Raw genomic sequence first — 16714 nt, forward strand, 5'->3', positions numbered from 1 at the left:
CTTCCTCCACCTTTTAGAAGTTCCTTCATTGCCGCCAACGCCGTAACGCTGGCGGTATATGAAAGAAATTCGTTGTGCCTGAATAATTGCCGAACTCGGTTGCAGGTTGTCACCCTGGGGGTTAGTCACCTCCCCCGAACCTCCCCGACGCCGTTAGATCTTCCGCGACGGATCTACAGAACCCGCCCAAGTGGGCATTTTTGACAACTTTTGAATGGCCTCTATTCGAGCTTACGGCTGGGCCTCTTGCTCCCAGCACCCGACTTGTGGCCGGGCCTTCATGCCGCCAAGTTGCTGCCGATTGAGAATTCGGTTCGCTACTCTGGGCCGAAACCTGCGCTCGCAACCTCTTCCTCGTTGGCAAAATCAATATAAGAGAATTTAGCCTACTGTGCAAGAAAAAAATAGGTGTTAATCTCTTATTTAAATTTGCCAGATCAGAATCACTGAAGAATAGAAAGCCACAAAAAAGCCCCCAGGCGGGGGCAAGGAGGGCGAAAGGTATGAGTTCACCAATCTGGGTCAAGCGCGGTATCCACATAGATATGGGGTGCAGTCACATTTGCCCGGTCGATGATGGGGTTTTTATCCCCACAGGCTACGGCTCCGCTGAATCAAACAAAAAATTCCAGGAAGAACTTGATGCCTTCCTGGAAAAGTGGTTCACGCCCTGCGAGGGCGGTGGCTGTGAAGTTGAACGGGAAAGTGAAGAGATAAGAAATAAAATATCCAAATCTGCGGCGAGATTTAGTTTATCAGCAGCCAGTGGGAACGTTGAAGACTTGGCGAGATTTGCACCTGAATGGTCAGAATTTTCACGAAAATTGCTGTTCTTTTGGGTCAATCAAGGAAGCCCAAGGCTCCCGTCTTAATTCGAACATTTGATGTTACTCGCATGGGACATCCTGGTATTCTTCTGAAATGTCGTCATATATTTTACGGCGCTGATCTTCATTGTTCTCAACGAGAACGCACAGAAGGTCGGCGCCGTGCTCATTCAGGCATTCACAATTTTCATCCAACTCGCTTAGATCATCGGTTTCACCAATTAAAATTGGGTCGCATGGAACTTCTGAGGATCGCTCAAGGCAATTTTTTTTGTTGACGAAAATATACACTCCACCGGTTGAATCAAGATCAGAGCCTCGGGTATAAATATCAAAGGGATATCCTTCGCCCGATGCGCCATTAAAAATCGTGTATCCAGTGTGTGGCATGGTTTTTACTCCATGTATGATTGAATAATTTCAGGCTACCCCAGCAGCGCCAGCACAGAGTTCTCATACTCTTGGATTCTGTCCGGCTTGGGACTCTTTGGGAGGGGGGAGTTAATTCAGCAATATTTCAACCATATTTCTGTATTCATCAATTTTATATTTAGGCATAGTTACTTTTCCATCATAAAATTTATCTCTAAAATCATGAAAATTCATCATTTGGTATCGTTGTTTATACCAAAAATTCATAAGTTCTTCATCGCTCATAGCATTATATTGTGGGAAAAACTGCCTACTATAAGTTAAAGATATTATAAATACTGTAAACACATTGTTTTCAGATATCGGGCCATTAAACTCTTTAGCAAATTTTTCAAACGGAGTCCTATTAAAATATTTTTCATGTATTGCTACAGTCAATTTGTAGTCAGTCATATCGTTATATTCAGGGTAAATGCGCCGATAATCATCAAGAGTAAGCATTGCATGGCTATAGATAGGCATCAACGCAACAATAGACACCACAACAGCACACATTATGCATTTGATTATTCTCATGGCACTCTTTGCCTAAAGGCATTTTGCACTAAAGACCAAGCTTCTGATCAATATCGCTGAATGTTTTATACAAAAGTGACTTTAATGGCGGGTCATCTAAACCACAAGCGGCCTTTCCTGCCCAGTCGCCATCTTTCACACACTTGATATAGGAAGTAACTCTCGCAATAAAGCCTACAATCCCGTTAGCATGCTCTGGAGCGTATTTTGCGTAGAATTCGCCGACTCTGATCATTGTTTCAATAATATTATCCCCACCATATTGCGGTTGCTCGTAGACAATACAAACATATGCCAGTTGGCCAAGGTCGCTGCATTCAACAAGAATTGAATCGAAACTAGACTCTGGAATTGTCTTGATTAGTGAATAACGGCTTTCTAACGAAAGTCTGCGTGCTTCTTCTTTTGAGCATCCTCGTAAAATGTATCCATTATATACCTTGAGCAATGATTTACATATTGATTCGGGACCCCCGAAGTTTTCTCCAAGCCAACTTTTTATCCCCATTTTCCCCTCAACAAATTTATTGTTTAATTTTTGTAGGTGGGACTAAATTCGACAGGAGTGACAATAGGTTGGATTTGCTGCGAACCCTGTGCCGTATTTTTTTCTTCAGGTTGCTGGCGAACAGTCAAGTCCATACCCAACACCTTCGTCTGCGCCGCTCCGCACAGGTCAGTAATTGATATCCCCATAGCGCAAGCCAAGTCATAGGCATCGCGCACTGATAGTTCTTGCGGCGGATCTCCATTCCTAATTTTTCGCCATTTTGTCCCAGCATCTTTTCTATTTGGCCAGGCCTTTTCAGCCAAAGGCTTAGCCTTGATTCCCTTCTTCAGGGAAATTTCACTCACTAGCTCCACAAGAGCCCTTTCAAATTGAAATCCTTTCATAAGCGTTACCCTACGTTAGGGTAAGAGATTTTCAATTGGCTAGTTTGTCTGTTGATTGATAAGCTATAATCTCTTATCATTAGCCAAGAGGTACCACTATGGATATTCAAACCGCGTTTCAATCACTTGAAAATTTTTATGGGACACATTCTCGAGCTGCCGCCGCTTTGGGGATCTCCAGAGATCATTATCGAGCCCTGAGGAACGGCCGGGCAAACATTCCCCAGCGCACCGCCGACTACATTCTGCTCAAGGCGAAAGAGGCTGTGGAGGATATGCCCGAGATCAGTTCAACAGCGCCTGCCATACCGCACGAACCTGCACGGGCTGCCCACCCGTAAGCTGATTAGCAGCATGTCCCACCGCCCTTTCGACGGCGGCATCCTGCGGCATATCGCCGGGGTAGCTTCGGTACAGAGGTGTGGGCATGAGCGGCGAGACAACGGTGACAAGCAGGCGTCCGCGTTTGGGCGTGATGTGGGCTCGGAATAAAAGTTTGGATTCTGCCATGTCCCATAATGGCATGGCCAAAGGCTCATGAAACCATCTAATATCAGTGGAATTTAACCCTATGGACTACCAAACAATGAGCCATGTCGACGCCATGCGCGAGGCAAAAGCTGCCAGCGGCATGACGGACGAAGAAATTGCAAAGGCGGCCAACATTTCTGTGCATGCGGTGCGGCAGTATCAGCGCCCGCGCGACGGATATGCCCCTGGCCTCGACAAAATTCCAACCCTGTGCCGCGTCATGGGCAACAACATTCTTCTTTCTTGGATTCAGGCCCAGGCCGACCCCCGCGCCCTCTGCGATATTCCCCCTGCTACCTCCCGCGCTGAGGTGCTGACTGCTGTTGCCCGCGTGTCTGCCACTCTTGGCGATGCGCAGCGCAGGCTTGCAGACTCGGAACTCAGCGGCATTGATCCTGAGTGCGCCCGCGACGTGCGCGGCCTCATGAACGATGTGATCGAAGACTGCCGCGTCGTAATGGCGTTGCTCCTGCCCATTGCCCAGTTCAGGGACAGGACACGTTGTTATCCGCTTCTGAGCAAGGCGCACAGCGGTTCTGAATGCCGCAAGCCCTGGTGGAGGTTCTGGTCATGAGCGATTGGTACGACACCTATCAGGCGCATGCCTCTTCCGACTGGTCTCCAACACAACTGAACCCCGAAGACGAGCAAAAATTCCGCTCCTGGATTGCCGGAACGAAGTGGTTTGCAGACGTTGCTGACGACGTTGCCGCCTCGGGCGAACAGTTGAGCAATGCGGATCTGCTTGAAGACATGATTGGCCCCAATGCCGATTACGACTACCGCGGCGCATGGAAGGCCGGCATATCCCCGCAGGCCTACGAATACGACACGCGCCAGCACTGGCCCTCGTCTACCGAAGACGGGCAAATGCTCAAAAGCCCGCAACACCCCACTGCCTGGATGGAATATTTCATGCGCGAGACCGGCGAGGACCCAAACTCGCTTGGATTGCGCAACCCTGACGAGGCGCGCGAATACACACGCAGCGCCCGCAGAAAGGAGGCAAAATAGCTATGGACACCCGCACAAAACAAAAACATCTGCGCGCCGTACGCCTGCTTGTGCATGCACTGGAAGGCCACCGCTCCAGCCTGCCAGCCGGAAAGCCGATCTGCTCCGTGTTGTCTGAGGGCATGGCCGCAGCTCAGGCATTGGGATTTGACCTCATGGCCGGGGAGGCGCGGGCAATATCTGGCCGCACTGTAGCCGTAGGCCGTGGCGTTGAGGCGCTGTTCTGCCCTCCTGCATCTGCCTGCGGGATTGAACGCAGCTTGCCCAGGGGAGACGCATAATGTGTGGCCGCCCATGGACAGACGCCGAGCTGCAGTTCCTGCGGGAACATTACCCGGAGCACACAGCAACATGGTGCGCAAAAAAACTCGGCCGTGGACGCAGCAGCGTGTCGCTCAAGGTCAAGAGCTGGTTTGTGGTAGCAGAGAATCGCCTTGCGAAGGAAAAGCTCGAAGACCCCGACCTTGGCCCGGCAACGCCACCCCTGGAGAATCACTGTGTGGACTGCGACCGCGTGTCGCCCACCAGGCGTTGCCCTGAATGTCAGAAGAAGCACCTGGCGGGGTATCACGGGGCATGCTGGGGGCCGACGTACGATGAAGCGTATGGAATGGCATAGGAGATTCCATGGATATCACAAAATTCAATCCTCGCACCGTCGTCCGCGCAATAACCCTTTGCCGCCCGTATGTCGTCGCATACTGCGTCAAAGACCGCGACGGGTGGCTTGTGCAGTACCCAAACAAGGCCGAGCCGGAACTGATGGAGAAAAAGGCGTTTGAACGCAAGTTTTGCCTTGAGCACGCCTGCCCTCCCAAAGTTAAGGAACTCTTTGATGGCGTTCCGTCATTCAACCAGTGGCGACAGAGACGCGGGGGAAACTATGCGTGATTTTGCGATGATTGCCCCCCAGTTCTGGACAGGAGACACCGGGCGAACCCTTCGCAAGGCTGGCCCTGACGGAATGCTTGTGGCCATGTATCTGCTTACATCGCCGCACAGTAATGTGTTTGGCCTGTACTACATGCCAATCATGTACGTTGCCCACGATCTTAATTTACCCGTAGAACGCGCTCAGGCGGCCATGCACCAGTGCATAGATGCAAAATTCTGCACCTACGACGAAGAAGCCGAAGTTGTCTGGGTGTTCAACATGGCAAAGTTTCAGATCGGTGAAACTGTTAAGCCTACCGACAATCGCGCCAAGTGGATCGCCTCAGAGTGGCAACGACTTCCAAAGTGCTCATTACTATCTGCTTTTATTGAGAAATATGGTTATGCGTTCGGAATGACAGAAGCCCCTTGCAAAGGGTCTACCGAAGCCCCTTCGAAGCCCCTTCAAAGCCCCTTCCAAGGGGCTACAGAAGCCCCTACGCCTGATAAGGATAAGGAGAAGGATAAGAATAAGAATATATATCTTACTGCGGGCGCGGACGCGCGCGTAGCAGATACCGTGCCAAACGATGCAGGGGGTCAACCGCAAGACGACGACACCCCAGACATCACCTTTGTCCAGTTCATGGACGCATATCCTGACACTCACAGGGACGACGATGCAGCGTGGGTTGCATGGAAGACGCAACGCAAAAAGCGCGCCTTGCCTGGCCTGTGCGATCTTTTTGCGGCGTTGGAAATGTGGGGAAAGTCCGAACAGTGGAATACCGACAACGGAGCCTTCATTCCACTCGCAAGCAACTTCATAGGCAAGGGTTACTGGAAGAGGACTCCCCCTCCTCCGAAGCAACGTGCCCAGGGTGGACGTGATTCGCCAGTGCAAGAATCTCAAGCAGACAGGGCTGCCAGACTCACCTTCGAGGCTGGACAGCGGATATTGGCAAGACGCGAAGGCACAACTGAGGGAGCACAGCAATGAGACAGCAGACAGAAGACGAAAGGAAACTTGCAGCCCTAATGGCCCTTGCTGCCAATTTTGGGAAAGAGTTTTCAGAAAGCTTGCTTGGGATTTGGCTTAATCTGCTTTCGCATTATTCAGCCGACGCGGTAGATGCTGGCGTGAGCAGAGTCATAGAAAAGTATGTGTATAAAACGCTTCCACCCTATGCCGTGCTGCGCATAAGCATCGATGAAGCCATTGGCCTTGTTCAGCCTGAGCATGCTCTGGATATGGCAGCGTTGGCAGAATGGAACAAGCTTATTGCCGACATCGGAAAATATGGCCGATACAACTGCCCTCAGTTCTGCGCAACAACGGCATATGTGTTGCGTGGCATGGGCGGTTGGGATGCAGCCTGCTCATGGGAAACTGAGAAACTTGAATGGCGCCGCCGCGAGTTTGTAGAATCGTGGAAGCTGGCGCACGGCAAAGAGCATGTCATGGAGCTTGGATCTCAGGGAATTGCTGCGCTGGTTTCATCCAAACCCGAATCCTCTCGCGCCATACTTGGCCGCGTCCTCGAAATAACCCAGTAGAGGTGTGCTCCATGATTAAATTTATCATCCCCATCAAGCCCACCGCACAGATGCGAACCGCCGTCGGCGCTATCAAGCTCGGCAACGGCAAGGTGCGCGGCAATGCCCACAAGAAGAAAGAGCAGGTTTCCAACGAGGAGACCATCAAGGCGTTCTTGGCCCAGCATAAGCCAGAACGCCAGATAAACTGCGCAGTCATGCTTGGAGTTAAAGTTTTTCTCCAGGTGCAAAAGACTGCGCCGGATTGGTTCAATGGCAGCACCAAAGAATTTCACGCAGCGGCGTTAAAGCACATTGTTCGACCCATCACCAAGCCCGACGCTGATAACTTTTTGAAGCAAATTCAAGATTGCATAACCCAGATGGAGATCTGGCGGGACGACTCCCTCGTTGTGGGCTACCTCAGCGGCACAGGCAAATACTACACCGACGGCACGCCGCGCTGGGAGATTGAGATTCAGGAATTGAACCCTGACAGCTATTGCATCCCCGGCACGAAGGCCAAAGTCTCCCGCAAGAAATCGGCCAGCACACCAGGTCAGGGAGCTTTGCTATGCTGAAAGGTTTTATCATCTCTGCATTCTTTGGCTTCTGTATCCTCGTGGCCCTTACGTTTGCCGCCGAGCTTTGCACTGCCCCTGGAACGACTTCCGATGAAGACCTGGCCGCAAGAATTGCCCTCATTGACGCAAAGCTTCCCAGCTTGCGCTCAGACGTCCTAATTCATCGCCAGGAGCGCGCGTTTCTGACTGCACAGCGCAGGTGGATTGTTGAGCTCATGGAGGCGCAAAATGGCCGCAGAAACTGAGCGCATGCCATGGCTCACAATCAGGTTGATTTTTGGCAACGGCAATGCCGCCCAGGGGCGCAAGTGCATTGAGGCTATAGCTCGCAGGCTCATACATGCCCGAACCAAACACCCGGCAAGCGAATGGGCAGGCAGGGGCGAAGAATATGGGCTTGAAGCTATCGAAGGCGAGGTCAAAGAACTGCGGTTTGCCGTCATGCTGGAAAGCCAAGAGCGTGTAGAAGACGAAACGCTTGATGTCCTAGCAACTGGCGTACGCAAATTTAACCGCGAGGAAGCATGATGAGTCCTAAAAATTGGGCAAAATTCTGCCTCGTCGTAATCTGCGTACTATGCGCGTTCGGCTTGATGATGGCCGGAAAAGACGGATGGGGATGGCTGCTTTTTGTAACCATCCTGATTAGCGGGGATCGACATGACTGAAGCTGACGACAAAATGATCGGCCAGGGCGTCGGCTTTGAACGCACCCGCCGGATCACTGGATACCTTGTTGGGAGCGTTGACCGCTTTAACAATGCCAAGCGCGCAGAAGAGCGTGACCGCGTAAAACATGGGCTTGGAGGTTATGACCATGGCTAGACTGTCTGAGGACCAGTGGCAGGCAGCCAAGGCCGAATATGAGGTGCGCGGCATCAGCCTCGGTGACGTGGCAAAGAAGTTTGGCGTCAACGTCAGCAGTGTGTCCCGGCGTGCAAAGTCCGAAGGATGGATTCAGGGGCAAATGCAAGAGCTCGCCGCCCGAAAAGTTGCGGCAGTCAAAGAAATGGCCGCCGTAGAAATGCAAACGCAAGAGTTACCCTTGCGCACAAGGCACACCTTGCAAACCGTCGTGCAGGAGCGGTTACAGGCTGAGGGAATGCTGGCTTCACTGGACATAGCCTTGGCAGACAGGGCCATTGCCCTAGCCATGGAGGCAACGAGCCCAGACGACATTGAAACGCTTTCCCGCGCGCGTAAGAACCTTGCACCCTCTGTGCATGCTCCTGCCCCACAGACGACTGTCACTGTCACCCAGCAGACTGAGGCCAAGGCAGGTGCAGCTGCTGATGCAGTTGCGGCACCCGTTGCCGCCCCCACGCCAGATCGTGTTGTGCGCGCGGTGCTGGCCGGTGATCTTTCAGGGGATGATGACTGATGCTGTTTGCCAAGGCGTCAGAGTCCGAACTAGCCGCCATACGGCAGGCCTGCGAAGCTGATTTGCTGACATTCACAGCGGTCATGTTCCAGGCGCGCATGTGCCAGCCGTTTTTGGTCAACTGGCATCATGCCAAAATGGCTGACGAGTTGATGGCTGTGTACCGCGGCGAAACAAAAAACCTGCTGATTACCATGCCCCCAGGCGGCACCAAGACAGAGTTGGCCGTAATCCATTTCATGGCGTGGTGTTTTGCGCGTAGCCAAAGCTGCCGATTCCTGCACCTCTCTGGCTCAAAGGAATTGGCCCTACTCAACTCCGAAACCGTACGCGAAATTGTCACGCTCGAAGAATTTCAGGCGTTGTGGCCACGCCAGATTAAGAACGACAGCAGAGCCAAGAACCGTTGGAATCTTGAGTTTATGAACCGCACCACCGGCGGCCTGTATGCTGCCAGTTCAGGCGGCCAGGTGACGGGCTTCCGCGCCGGTTACATCCGACCAGGGTTCAGCGGCGCAATCATAATCGACGATCCACTCAAGGCTGACGACATCTGGAGCAAGGCCAAGCGCCAAGCCGTTAACCGCAAGCTGACAGGTACTATCCGCAGCCGCCGAGCCAGTTCAGAGCATACACCAATCATCATGGTCATGCAGCGCCTGCACGAGGATGACCCGGCAGCCCATGCCCTTTCAGGGGATTTTGCAGCAGAGTTCAAGCACCTTGAAATTCAAGCGATCATTGACGAAGGGACTGAAAACGAACGCAGCTATTGGCAAGAAAAAGAAAGTCTTGAGTCCCTTAATGACCTGAAACAGAAGGACCCCTACACACTGAGCGCGCAGTATCAGCAACGCCCCACCCCTGCCGGTGGCGCCATGATCAAGACATCGTGGCTGCAGCAATACTCCACGCCGCCAGCTGTGCACACCGTCCTGTATGTTTTGGATACCGCTTTGAAAGCCGCAGAGACCAACGACTTCTCAGTAATGAGCTTTTGGGGGCTGAATGGAATCAACGTCTATCTGCTCGACGTTCTGCGCGGCAAATGGGAGGTGCCAGACCTTGAGCCGTTAGCCATCAAATTTCTGGAAAGCCACAGGCCCAAAGGGTTTAATCGCGCAAGGATTCGTGGGGCAGTTATCGAAGACAAGGCCAGCGGAACGGGTCTGATTCAAGGCCTGAGGCGCAAAACAGCACTGCGCGACATCCCGATCATTGCGAAGCAACGCAGCACGGACAAGGTAAGCAGGGTAAACAACATCCTATCCTTCATTCGCGCAGGGCAACTGTGGGTTCCAGAAACTGCCGAACATGCCCCATGGCTGCCTGCATACCTTGGTGAGCTTGCCGCATTTTCGCCAGCAATGACCCATCAGAACGATGACCAAGTTGACGTAACCGTTGATGCCCTTGACGAACTGCTTCAGTCAGGTGGTGGCGTCAGCGAAGGCATGGACCTTTCGTAGGAGAATGCACACATGGCAAGACTTAGAAGCCTCATAGACGCAGTGACGCGAGAGCGGTACGTCCGAGACGCAGCAACTGGCATTGCATACCGAAGGACAGCAGGAAGCCTTGTGTGGCCATCTGGTGAACGGAACGGATGTGTTGCCGTGCTGGCAGAAACACGGTCACGCCAGAACATCCTCGGCGGCCGGCACGACGTGCACCTGCTTGCGGAGGAATGCAGCGCAGACGTGAGCAAACTCATATCTGCCGTGGAGAAATTCACCATGCTGCTCATGGTTCGCTCGTGGGCGACCCCACTCTCCGACACGCGAGCCTTCATGCTCGACGACACCAATGATGACCGTCGCAAGGTGCGCCTTCCAATCATACGATTTGACGATCCTCAGGGCTGGCACGGAAAGGGAGAGGGGCTTATGGCCTTTTACCACGCCCTTGTGCAGCGCCGCACGCTCTCAGAAAAGACTCTCTTCCTGGGGAAGAACTGTGAAGGCAGGAACAACATAGAGAAAATGCAGGCAGAAGACATGACGTGCAAGCCCACTGATTTTCCCGCTGCTGCCGCGTTGTGTTTTGCCCTGGCAGAGATTGACCTGAACCCCATGACCGATTGGGCTGATCGCGGAAACGTGTCGTCATATGGCGGCCCTGCCGATCTCATCGGGGGATATTAAGCATGGTGCTCGCCTACATACCTGTGCCGCTGAATTCCATGACCGACATCCGTAAGCACCTGAGTGTAGGCGAGGCAAGGGTCAAGGAATGGGTTGACGCCGGTGCACCAATCGCCGTTGAAGGGGACGGTGCAAACGCTCGTTACTCGTCGGAATTGGCAGCGCTTCTCATGTGGAGGGCTGAATACAGTAAATTCATACGGTTACAAAAAACCTCACAAAACGGCTAAAACCTGTCAACCCCCAAATACGCCCCCCAATACCCCCCCATACGCCCCCCATACGCCCACTCGGGCATAAAAGGCCATGCTACGCTTCCACGCAAACAGGAGCGTAGGCCATGGCCGACAATTTCAGCATTGCACACAAGTTCACCATCACATGGGAAGGTGGTGAATCTGACGATGCCGCAGACCGTGGCGGCTTCACCAAGTTTGGCGTCAGCCTGAAATTTCTTCAGGAGCTGGCCGCCGAATCCCAGGCTAACCGCGACACCCTCGACCGCATGGGCGTTATCCTGCCCGTCACTCGCAATACCATCCGCAACTTGACCGAGACACAGGCTGCAGGCCTGTTCCGCTGGCAGATGTGGAATACTCTAAACCTTGATCTCATCCCCCTGCGACCCGCCGTCATCCTTTACGACGCTGCCGTCAACAGCGGCCCACGGCAGTCCGTGAAGTTTGCCCAGCGTGGCTACAACGCCTGCGTTACCTACGGTCAGCCTTTGGATGCCGACGGCATTATGGGCCCGGCAACTCGAAAGGCCATGCAGCAGGCCGACACGGAAAAAATCCTCATGTCCATGCTCGATCAGCGTGAGCAGTTCTACCGCGATCTTGTGGCAGCCAAGCCAAGCCAGGAAGTGTTTCTCAAGGGCTGGCTCAATCGCGTTACTGACCTGCGGCGCTACGTGCGGGGGCTGTAATGAGCTGGGCTGATGTCGGCAAGGCCGTTGCAAAAGTTGCCCCTGTATTGGGTGGTGTGCTTGGCGGCCCTGTTGGGGCCATTGCTGGAGCCGCTGGAGCGTTGCTTGGTTCTGTACTTGGCGTGGACTCTGATCCAGAGGCTGTAACAAAGGCCCTAGCTGACCCTGAAACGCTGGTGAAGATCAAGCAGATTGAGAGTGATGAACGCCAGCGCCTGCTTGAATGGCAGTCCACACAACTCAATGCGGAACTTGAGAACGTCAAGTCGGCGCGAGAGCGCGAAGTTGCGCTTGCCCAAGCCGGGCACGGTGCAAGCTGGGCCACCAGCATTGTGTCGTGCATCGTGACCATTGGCTTTTTCGTCATGCTCTACCTCGTCATAAGCGGCGGCAAGGCCGAGTTGGGTGACGCCGGGCTCATGCTGCTTGGCACACTGGCTACCGGCTTTGGCGCGGTCATTAACTACTACCTCGGCTCGTCCATTGGCTCGGCGGCAAAAGATCGCTTCCTCGGCAACAACACGAACGCCGGGGGCAAGTGATGACCGTGGATATTATGGACATCCTGCAAATCCTTACCCCCATTGCTGTGACCGTTGTGGGCTGGGGAGTGAAACTCATCTGGAGCGAAATAAAAAGTTGGAGAGCTGAACTGCGCGAATATGTTCGTCAAGAGACCTGCAAGGCGCACAGAGAGCACTTCCAACGACAACTGGATGCGTTGCGAAAGGAAAGCTAAATGGACACAGAACAACAGCAAGCCCCGAACATTGGCGCCCTCGCGTCTCAACTCATGGCTGAATTCAGCGAGGCGCAGCGGTCGCGCGCAATGGTGAATGAACGCTGGCTTGAGGATTTGCGGCAATATCGCGGCATCTATGCCGGTGATGTGTCCAAGAGGCTCAAGAAGAACAAGTCTTCGCGTGCGTTCTACCGGCTGACGACTGCCAAGGTTAATACCATGACGGCCAGGCTTATGGACTTGCTGTTTCCTCAGCGCACAAAAAACTGGTCCATATCCCCAACTCCCGACCCGATGTTGCCAGATGATGTCGTGATGGATGCCCTCAAGGACGAGATAGGCCAAGCCGCACAGCAGATCATGGGCGAGATGATGCAAAAGCTGCAGGCGCAGAACGTAATCCCTGACGCATGGGCGGCACAAAACATTCAAACCGAGGCTTACAATCAGGCTTTTGCTCAGGCAGACACAGAGCCTGCAAGGATCAGGATTGCTCAGGATCGCGCCAAGGCCATGGAAAACGTGATCGATGACCAGCTGAAGGAATGCAATGCCAACGGACAGCGCCGCCCAAGCTGGCGCCAAAATTGCCGCACGATTGTCAAAAGCTCCTGCCTCTATGGCATGGGTGTCCTTAAAGGCCCCCTGATCGAGCGTGTCGTTACAAAACGCTTCGTTCCGACCAAGGATGCCTCTGGCAACGTTTCGTGGAAGGAGCAGGAATACTCGCAGGATTTGCGCCCATATCATGAGGCTGTGAGCATCTGGGAAATCTACCCTGACCCCGGCGCGCGCCTTCCTTCCGAGCTCAGATATGTTTGGCAGATCCACACAATGGCTGACAAGGATTTGGCCGACCTGAGAAACTTCCCAGGATTTGACGCAGAGTTGATCAAAGACCACATGGCGGCCAACGAGGACGGCGACGCGCAGCTTTCTGATTGGGAAGTGCAGGTGCGCGAGCTCAATGACGACAATATTTCCAACGGCCAGCCACTTAAAAAGCGGTTTCGCGTCTACGAACGGTGGGGATTCCTGTCCGGCAAAGACCTCGCGTCTGCCGGTGTCGAGATTGCCGCAGAGGATATGACCAAGATTTATTCCTCCTGCGTCTGGATTCTCGGCAACTCCATTATCAAGGCCTCGGTGAACCCGCTGGAAGGCGTAGATATCCCTTACCATTTCTACCCCTACCAAGACGACGATTCATCGTTTTGGCCTGAGGGTATCGCCTACCAACTGCGCACGCCGCAATCCGGCATCAATGCTGCCGTCAGGGCCATGCAAGATAATGCTGGTGCCTCTTCCGGCCCAATTTATGGAATCAACACGCAGGCTCTTGACGACACTCAGTCCGTTGACGAGATGCGCGCCAATAAGCTGTTCCTGTTTGCCAAGTCTGGCATCAACCTTTCTCAGGCATTCCAAGCGGTAACGGTCCCGTCAGCGATTGAACACAACATGACCCTGCAAAACTTTTGGCAGCAGGTTGGTGACGAGGTTTCCACGCCGCGCTTCAATCAGGGCGACGGCAACATCGCGGGCGCAGGTAAGACAGCCAGCGGCCTTTCAATGCTCATGGGCGCGTCCAACATCCTGCTCAAGGATCACGTCAAAGATTTTGACGACTTCGTTGTGGCTCCCTTCATTCGGGCCATGTTCCGCTGGAATATGCAGTGGAACCCGCGCGAGGACATCAAGGGCGACTTTGAAGTGGTCGCCTCTGGCAGCCAGTCGCTCATAGCCAAAGAGGTGCGCGCGCAACAGGTTCCGGCGCTGATCGGCTATCTCGGAATCCCCGCCTTTGAACCATACCTCAAGGCCAAAGAGCTACTTGAGGTTGCCCTTGAGCAGACAGACCTGCCAGCAGAACGGCTCCTGCGCTCCGATGACGAGGCAAAGCAATATCAGCAACAGATGATGCTCGACCAGGCTAAGGCCCAAGCTCAGGCCCAGGCCTCGGCGCTTGTTGAACAGCTTGAACGCCAAGGCCTGCCCCCTGAACAAATCCAGCAGCAGCTGTTGATGCTCCTATCGAAAACCGTTCCAGCCACAATGGGCCCAGGCGGCCAGCAGCCAGGCGCAGCAATGCCGCCGCAAGGAGCGATGCAATGAGCGCTCGAAGCTCAAAGGATGCGTCCATAAGAACGCTTCGCTCATGCAATGGGCAAGGTGTCTATACAGCAATCACAGATTTGCTGAGTTCAGTAATTGCCGAGGCCCATGAAGAGATGGAATCGGCAACTGACAATATCACCATTTGGCGCGCTCAGGGTAAGGCCACCGCAGCCAGAGACCTTATAACCGCCATAAAACCGCGTGACGCGGAATAAGGAGGAGATCATGAGCCAGGTTAATGAAAACGATCTGCAGCAGGGAGTTGAAACCCCCGTTGACGACGAAGAGACCCAATTCGATCAGGGCTTTTCCATCGGCGAAGACGAAGCAGAAGCCAAGGGCAGTGCCGAAAAAGGTCAGGAGCAGGAAGCCAACAGCGAAGGAAATGAAGCCGCTGGTTCCCAGGAACCCGCCAAGGCTGATGAAGGCAAGCAGACCAATGTTCAGAATGAACAGCCACCGGCCGCAGAGCAGCCCCAACGGCCGCAACCGCAGATGGAACAGCCGCGCGAAAGCGCACCGGCAGAACCTGAGCCGCCGAAAAAAATTGAAGTCCCTGAAAACCTCACTGAGGAATTTGCGACCCTCAAAAAACTGAACCCGGCCGCAGCAGAGCTTGCGCTTGAGGACTCGCCAGAAGGCGAACGGCTCAGAAGCCGAATGGAAGAATACGGGGCCGAGATGGCCCTTGATCGCGCTGAAGTCGTTCTTGATAAGCGCAACCGGGATGTTGCCACGCGCAAGGCTGACTTTGAGCGCCAGCAGCAGGCGGTGCAGGAACACAATAATCGCTTCTTGTCCACGCTCAAGCAAACGCACCCTGACTATGCAGCCATGATTACTGACCCGGCCAGGCGCGACGAAGCGGTCAAAAAGCAGAACGAAATCATCGGATGGATCAACGGCAAGCCATACGCTGAAGGCGCAAGGCTTATGCAGGTTGCAAAGTCGGGGCTCGACCCGAACGAAATATGCGCCCTGCTCACCCAATTTGAGAGCGAACGTCAGGCGAAGCCGAAGCAGGCTGATCCAACGGGAGCTCTCGCTGTGCCAGGAAGGGGTGCGCCCGCCGCGCCCGCAGGCATCGGAGATAAGGACGACTTCGATGCTGGATGGAACCTCGAAAAATAGTCCAAGAAAGCGAGTTCAGCTATGCCTATTACTACCACCGGCGACATCTCGTACCGCACTGCTGGTTACATGTCGAAAGAGCTTCTCAAGCGGGCTCAGCCCCTGCTCTGTGTAACCCGCCTTGGGCATCCCAAGCCGCTGCCCAAGAACTCCACCCGAACCATCAAGTTCCGCGGCTATCAGCACATTACCAGCCAGCCCAAAGTGTTGGTTGAAGGCGTGACCCCTGAAGCCAGCAAGCCTGAATTCAGGGATGTGTTCTGCACCGTTGAGCAGTATGGCGACTGGGTTGAATTGACTGACGTCATCAAGGACACCCACGAAGACCCTATTCTCAACGAATTCACTGACATGCTTGGCGAACAGAGCGCCATCATGTTGGAGCGCGTCACCATAGGCAAGGTGCTTGCCGGTACCAACGTCTACTACAGCGGGACCACCGGCGGCGTGATTGCGACGAAGCGCAGCAGCGTCAACAAGCCCCTGAACATCAATCTGCAGCGCAGCGTGCGCCGTGGCCTTGAACGGCAGTTGGCAAAGCCGATCACCAAGATTGTGAGCGCGTCTCCCAATTTCAACACGTCGCCTATTCCCCAGGGCTTTATCGCCGTTTGTCATACGGATTTGGACTCCGATATCCGCGACATGCCCGGCTTCATCCCTGTGGAAAAATACGCCCAGCAGCAGATCCTCCCTGGCGAAATCGGCACCGTGGAAAACATCCGCTACGTCGGCACCACGCTCCTTGAGCCGTTTGCTGACGCTGGCGCTGCGAGCGAAGCTGGCCAGAAGGCCGTTCTTTCTACGAGCGGTGCCTGCGCCGACGTCTACCCCATTCTCTTCTTCGGCCAGGACGCTTTTGGCGTCATCCCTCTGGCGCGTGAAAAGAGTGGCGCATCCCCGATCACTCCCATGGTTCTTAACCCCGGCGTTCCCCGCAGTGGCGACCCCCTCGGTCAGCGCGGAAGCGTAAGCTGGAAGGCTTACCACGGCGCCGTCATCCTTTACGACTTCTACATGGCGCGCGTTGAAGTGGCCGCCTCCGCCCTCTAGGCAAAGGATC

27 protein-coding genes are annotated in these 16714 nt (G+C 54.1%); 23 read left to right on the top strand and 4 right to left on the bottom strand.

The window, feature by feature from the left end:
• The first annotated feature begins 503 nt into the window (after window positions 1-503).
• Complete coding sequence (locus ACUZ79_RS10955; RefSeq protein ID WP_449251611.1) at window positions 504-872, top strand: hypothetical protein; 369 nt, start codon at window positions 504-506, stop codon at window positions 870-872.
• 15 nt (window positions 873-887) lie between these two features.
• On the opposite strand, the gene ACUZ79_RS10960 is transcribed toward ACUZ79_RS10955, so the two are convergent.
• The 4 genes from ACUZ79_RS10960 to ACUZ79_RS10975 all read right to left on the bottom strand — a co-directional run bounded on the left by ACUZ79_RS10960 (window position 888) and on the right by ACUZ79_RS10975 (window position 2669).
• On the bottom strand, window positions 888-1217 hold the full coding sequence (locus tag ACUZ79_RS10960; protein WP_308584401.1) for a hypothetical protein: 330 nt from the start codon (window positions 1215-1217) through the stop codon (window positions 888-890).
• A gap of 111 nt (window positions 1218-1328) precedes the next feature.
• Window positions 1329-1775 carry a hypothetical protein gene (locus ACUZ79_RS10965; RefSeq protein ID WP_449251612.1) on the bottom strand — a complete coding sequence of 149 codons (447 nt, stop codon included), beginning with the start codon at window positions 1773-1775 and terminating at the stop codon, window positions 1329-1331.
• 28 nt (window positions 1776-1803) lie between these two features.
• Window positions 1804-2283: a hypothetical protein gene (locus tag ACUZ79_RS10970; protein ID WP_449251613.1), complete on the bottom strand. Its 480-nt coding sequence runs from the start codon at window positions 2281-2283 to the stop codon at window positions 1804-1806.
• 23 nt (window positions 2284-2306) lie between these two features.
• Complete coding sequence (locus tag ACUZ79_RS10975) at window positions 2307-2669, bottom strand: hypothetical protein (protein WP_449251614.1); 363 nt, start codon at window positions 2667-2669, stop codon at window positions 2307-2309.
• A gap of 98 nt (window positions 2670-2767) precedes the next feature.
• On the opposite strand from ACUZ79_RS10975, the gene ACUZ79_RS10980 reads away from it, so the two are divergent.
• The 22 genes from ACUZ79_RS10980 to ACUZ79_RS11085 all read left to right on the top strand — a co-directional run bounded on the left by ACUZ79_RS10980 (window position 2768) and on the right by ACUZ79_RS11085 (window position 16704).
• The gene (locus ACUZ79_RS10980; RefSeq protein WP_449251615.1) at window positions 2768-3010 is read left to right on the top strand and encodes a hypothetical protein; all 243 of its coding nucleotides are present in this window, start codon (window positions 2768-2770) and stop codon (window positions 3008-3010) included.
• 230 nt (window positions 3011-3240) lie between these two features.
• Window positions 3241-3774 (top strand): XRE family transcriptional regulator, encoded by a 534-nt coding sequence (locus tag ACUZ79_RS10985; RefSeq protein WP_449251616.1) that lies wholly within the window; start codon window positions 3241-3243, stop codon window positions 3772-3774.
• A complete protein-coding gene (locus ACUZ79_RS10990; RefSeq protein ID WP_449251617.1) occupies window positions 3741-4214 on the top strand; it encodes a hypothetical protein in 474 nt (157 codons plus the stop codon). The genes ACUZ79_RS10985 and ACUZ79_RS10990 overlap by 34 nt, the downstream gene beginning before the upstream one ends.
• Before the next feature lie 2 nt (window positions 4215-4216).
• On the top strand, window positions 4217-4495 hold the full coding sequence (locus tag ACUZ79_RS10995) for a hypothetical protein (protein WP_449251618.1): 279 nt from the start codon (window positions 4217-4219) through the stop codon (window positions 4493-4495).
• Window positions 4495-4833 carry a hypothetical protein gene (locus ACUZ79_RS11000; protein ID WP_449251619.1) on the top strand — a complete coding sequence of 113 codons (339 nt, stop codon included), beginning with the start codon at window positions 4495-4497 and terminating at the stop codon, window positions 4831-4833. The genes ACUZ79_RS10995 and ACUZ79_RS11000 overlap by 1 nt, the downstream gene beginning before the upstream one ends.
• Before the next feature lie 8 nt (window positions 4834-4841).
• Window positions 4842-5105 (top strand): hypothetical protein, encoded by a 264-nt coding sequence (locus tag ACUZ79_RS11005; RefSeq protein WP_449251620.1) that lies wholly within the window; start codon window positions 4842-4844, stop codon window positions 5103-5105.
• Window positions 5098-6087 (top strand): hypothetical protein, encoded by a 990-nt coding sequence (locus ACUZ79_RS11010; RefSeq protein WP_449251621.1) that lies wholly within the window; start codon window positions 5098-5100, stop codon window positions 6085-6087. The genes ACUZ79_RS11005 and ACUZ79_RS11010 overlap by 8 nt, the downstream gene beginning before the upstream one ends.
• 38 nt (window positions 6088-6125) lie before the next feature.
• Window positions 6126-6644, top strand: a complete 519-nt coding sequence (locus ACUZ79_RS11015) for a hypothetical protein (RefSeq protein WP_449251622.1) — start codon at window positions 6126-6128, stop codon at window positions 6642-6644.
• An 11-nt stretch (window positions 6645-6655) separates the two neighbouring features.
• Window positions 6656-7204, top strand: a complete 549-nt coding sequence (locus tag ACUZ79_RS11020) for a RusA family crossover junction endodeoxyribonuclease (RefSeq protein WP_449251623.1) — start codon at window positions 6656-6658, stop codon at window positions 7202-7204.
• Entirely contained in the window at window positions 7198-7452 is a 255-nt protein-coding gene (locus tag ACUZ79_RS11025) for a hypothetical protein (RefSeq protein WP_449251624.1), read from the top strand. The genes ACUZ79_RS11020 and ACUZ79_RS11025 overlap by 7 nt, the downstream gene beginning before the upstream one ends.
• Entirely contained in the window at window positions 7436-7735 is a 300-nt protein-coding gene (locus ACUZ79_RS11030) for a hypothetical protein (RefSeq protein WP_449251625.1), read from the top strand. Before ACUZ79_RS11025 ends, ACUZ79_RS11030 begins: the two co-directional genes overlap by 17 nt.
• A gap of 132 nt (window positions 7736-7867) precedes the next feature.
• On the top strand, window positions 7868-8032 hold the full coding sequence (nrdD, locus tag ACUZ79_RS11035; protein ID WP_449251626.1) for an anaerobic ribonucleoside-triphosphate reductase: 165 nt from the start codon (window positions 7868-7870) through the stop codon (window positions 8030-8032).
• The gene (locus ACUZ79_RS11040) at window positions 8025-8588 is read left to right on the top strand and encodes a hypothetical protein (protein ID WP_449251627.1); all 564 of its coding nucleotides are present in this window, start codon (window positions 8025-8027) and stop codon (window positions 8586-8588) included. The genes nrdD and ACUZ79_RS11040 overlap by 8 nt, the downstream gene beginning before the upstream one ends.
• Window positions 8588-10057, top strand: a complete 1470-nt coding sequence (gene terL / locus ACUZ79_RS11045; protein WP_449251628.1) for a phage terminase large subunit — start codon at window positions 8588-8590, stop codon at window positions 10055-10057. Before ACUZ79_RS11040 ends, terL begins: the two co-directional genes overlap by 1 nt.
• Window positions 10058-10168: 111 nt before the next feature.
• Window positions 10169-10732, top strand: coding sequence for a hypothetical protein (locus ACUZ79_RS11050; RefSeq protein ID WP_449251629.1), 564 nt, complete (start codon window positions 10169-10171; stop codon window positions 10730-10732).
• Between the two features lie 2 nt (window positions 10733-10734).
• Window positions 10735-10962 (top strand): MerR family transcriptional regulator, encoded by a 228-nt coding sequence (locus tag ACUZ79_RS11055; protein WP_449251630.1) that lies wholly within the window; start codon window positions 10735-10737, stop codon window positions 10960-10962.
• A 110-nt stretch (window positions 10963-11072) separates the two neighbouring features.
• Window positions 11073-11660 (top strand): glycoside hydrolase family 108 protein, encoded by a 588-nt coding sequence (locus ACUZ79_RS11060; protein ID WP_449251631.1) that lies wholly within the window; start codon window positions 11073-11075, stop codon window positions 11658-11660.
• Entirely contained in the window at window positions 11660-12202 is a 543-nt protein-coding gene (locus tag ACUZ79_RS11065; RefSeq protein WP_449251632.1) for a hypothetical protein, read from the top strand. The genes ACUZ79_RS11060 and ACUZ79_RS11065 overlap by 1 nt, the downstream gene beginning before the upstream one ends.
• Window positions 12202-12399, top strand: coding sequence for a hypothetical protein (locus tag ACUZ79_RS11070; RefSeq protein WP_308584454.1), 198 nt, complete (start codon window positions 12202-12204; stop codon window positions 12397-12399). Before ACUZ79_RS11065 ends, ACUZ79_RS11070 begins: the two co-directional genes overlap by 1 nt.
• Window positions 12400-14517, top strand: a complete 2118-nt coding sequence (locus ACUZ79_RS11075; RefSeq protein WP_449251633.1) for a hypothetical protein — start codon at window positions 12400-12402, stop codon at window positions 14515-14517.
• 228 nt (window positions 14518-14745) lie between these two features.
• A complete protein-coding gene (locus ACUZ79_RS11080; protein ID WP_449251634.1) occupies window positions 14746-15651 on the top strand; it encodes a hypothetical protein in 906 nt (301 codons plus the stop codon).
• A gap of 21 nt (window positions 15652-15672) precedes the next feature.
• Entirely contained in the window at window positions 15673-16704 is a 1032-nt protein-coding gene (locus ACUZ79_RS11085; protein ID WP_449251635.1) for a N4-gp56 family major capsid protein, read from the top strand.
• The last annotated feature ends 10 nt before the right edge of the window (window positions 16705-16714 follow it).

It is taken from the genome of Desulfovibrio faecalis (assembly GCF_053570625.1).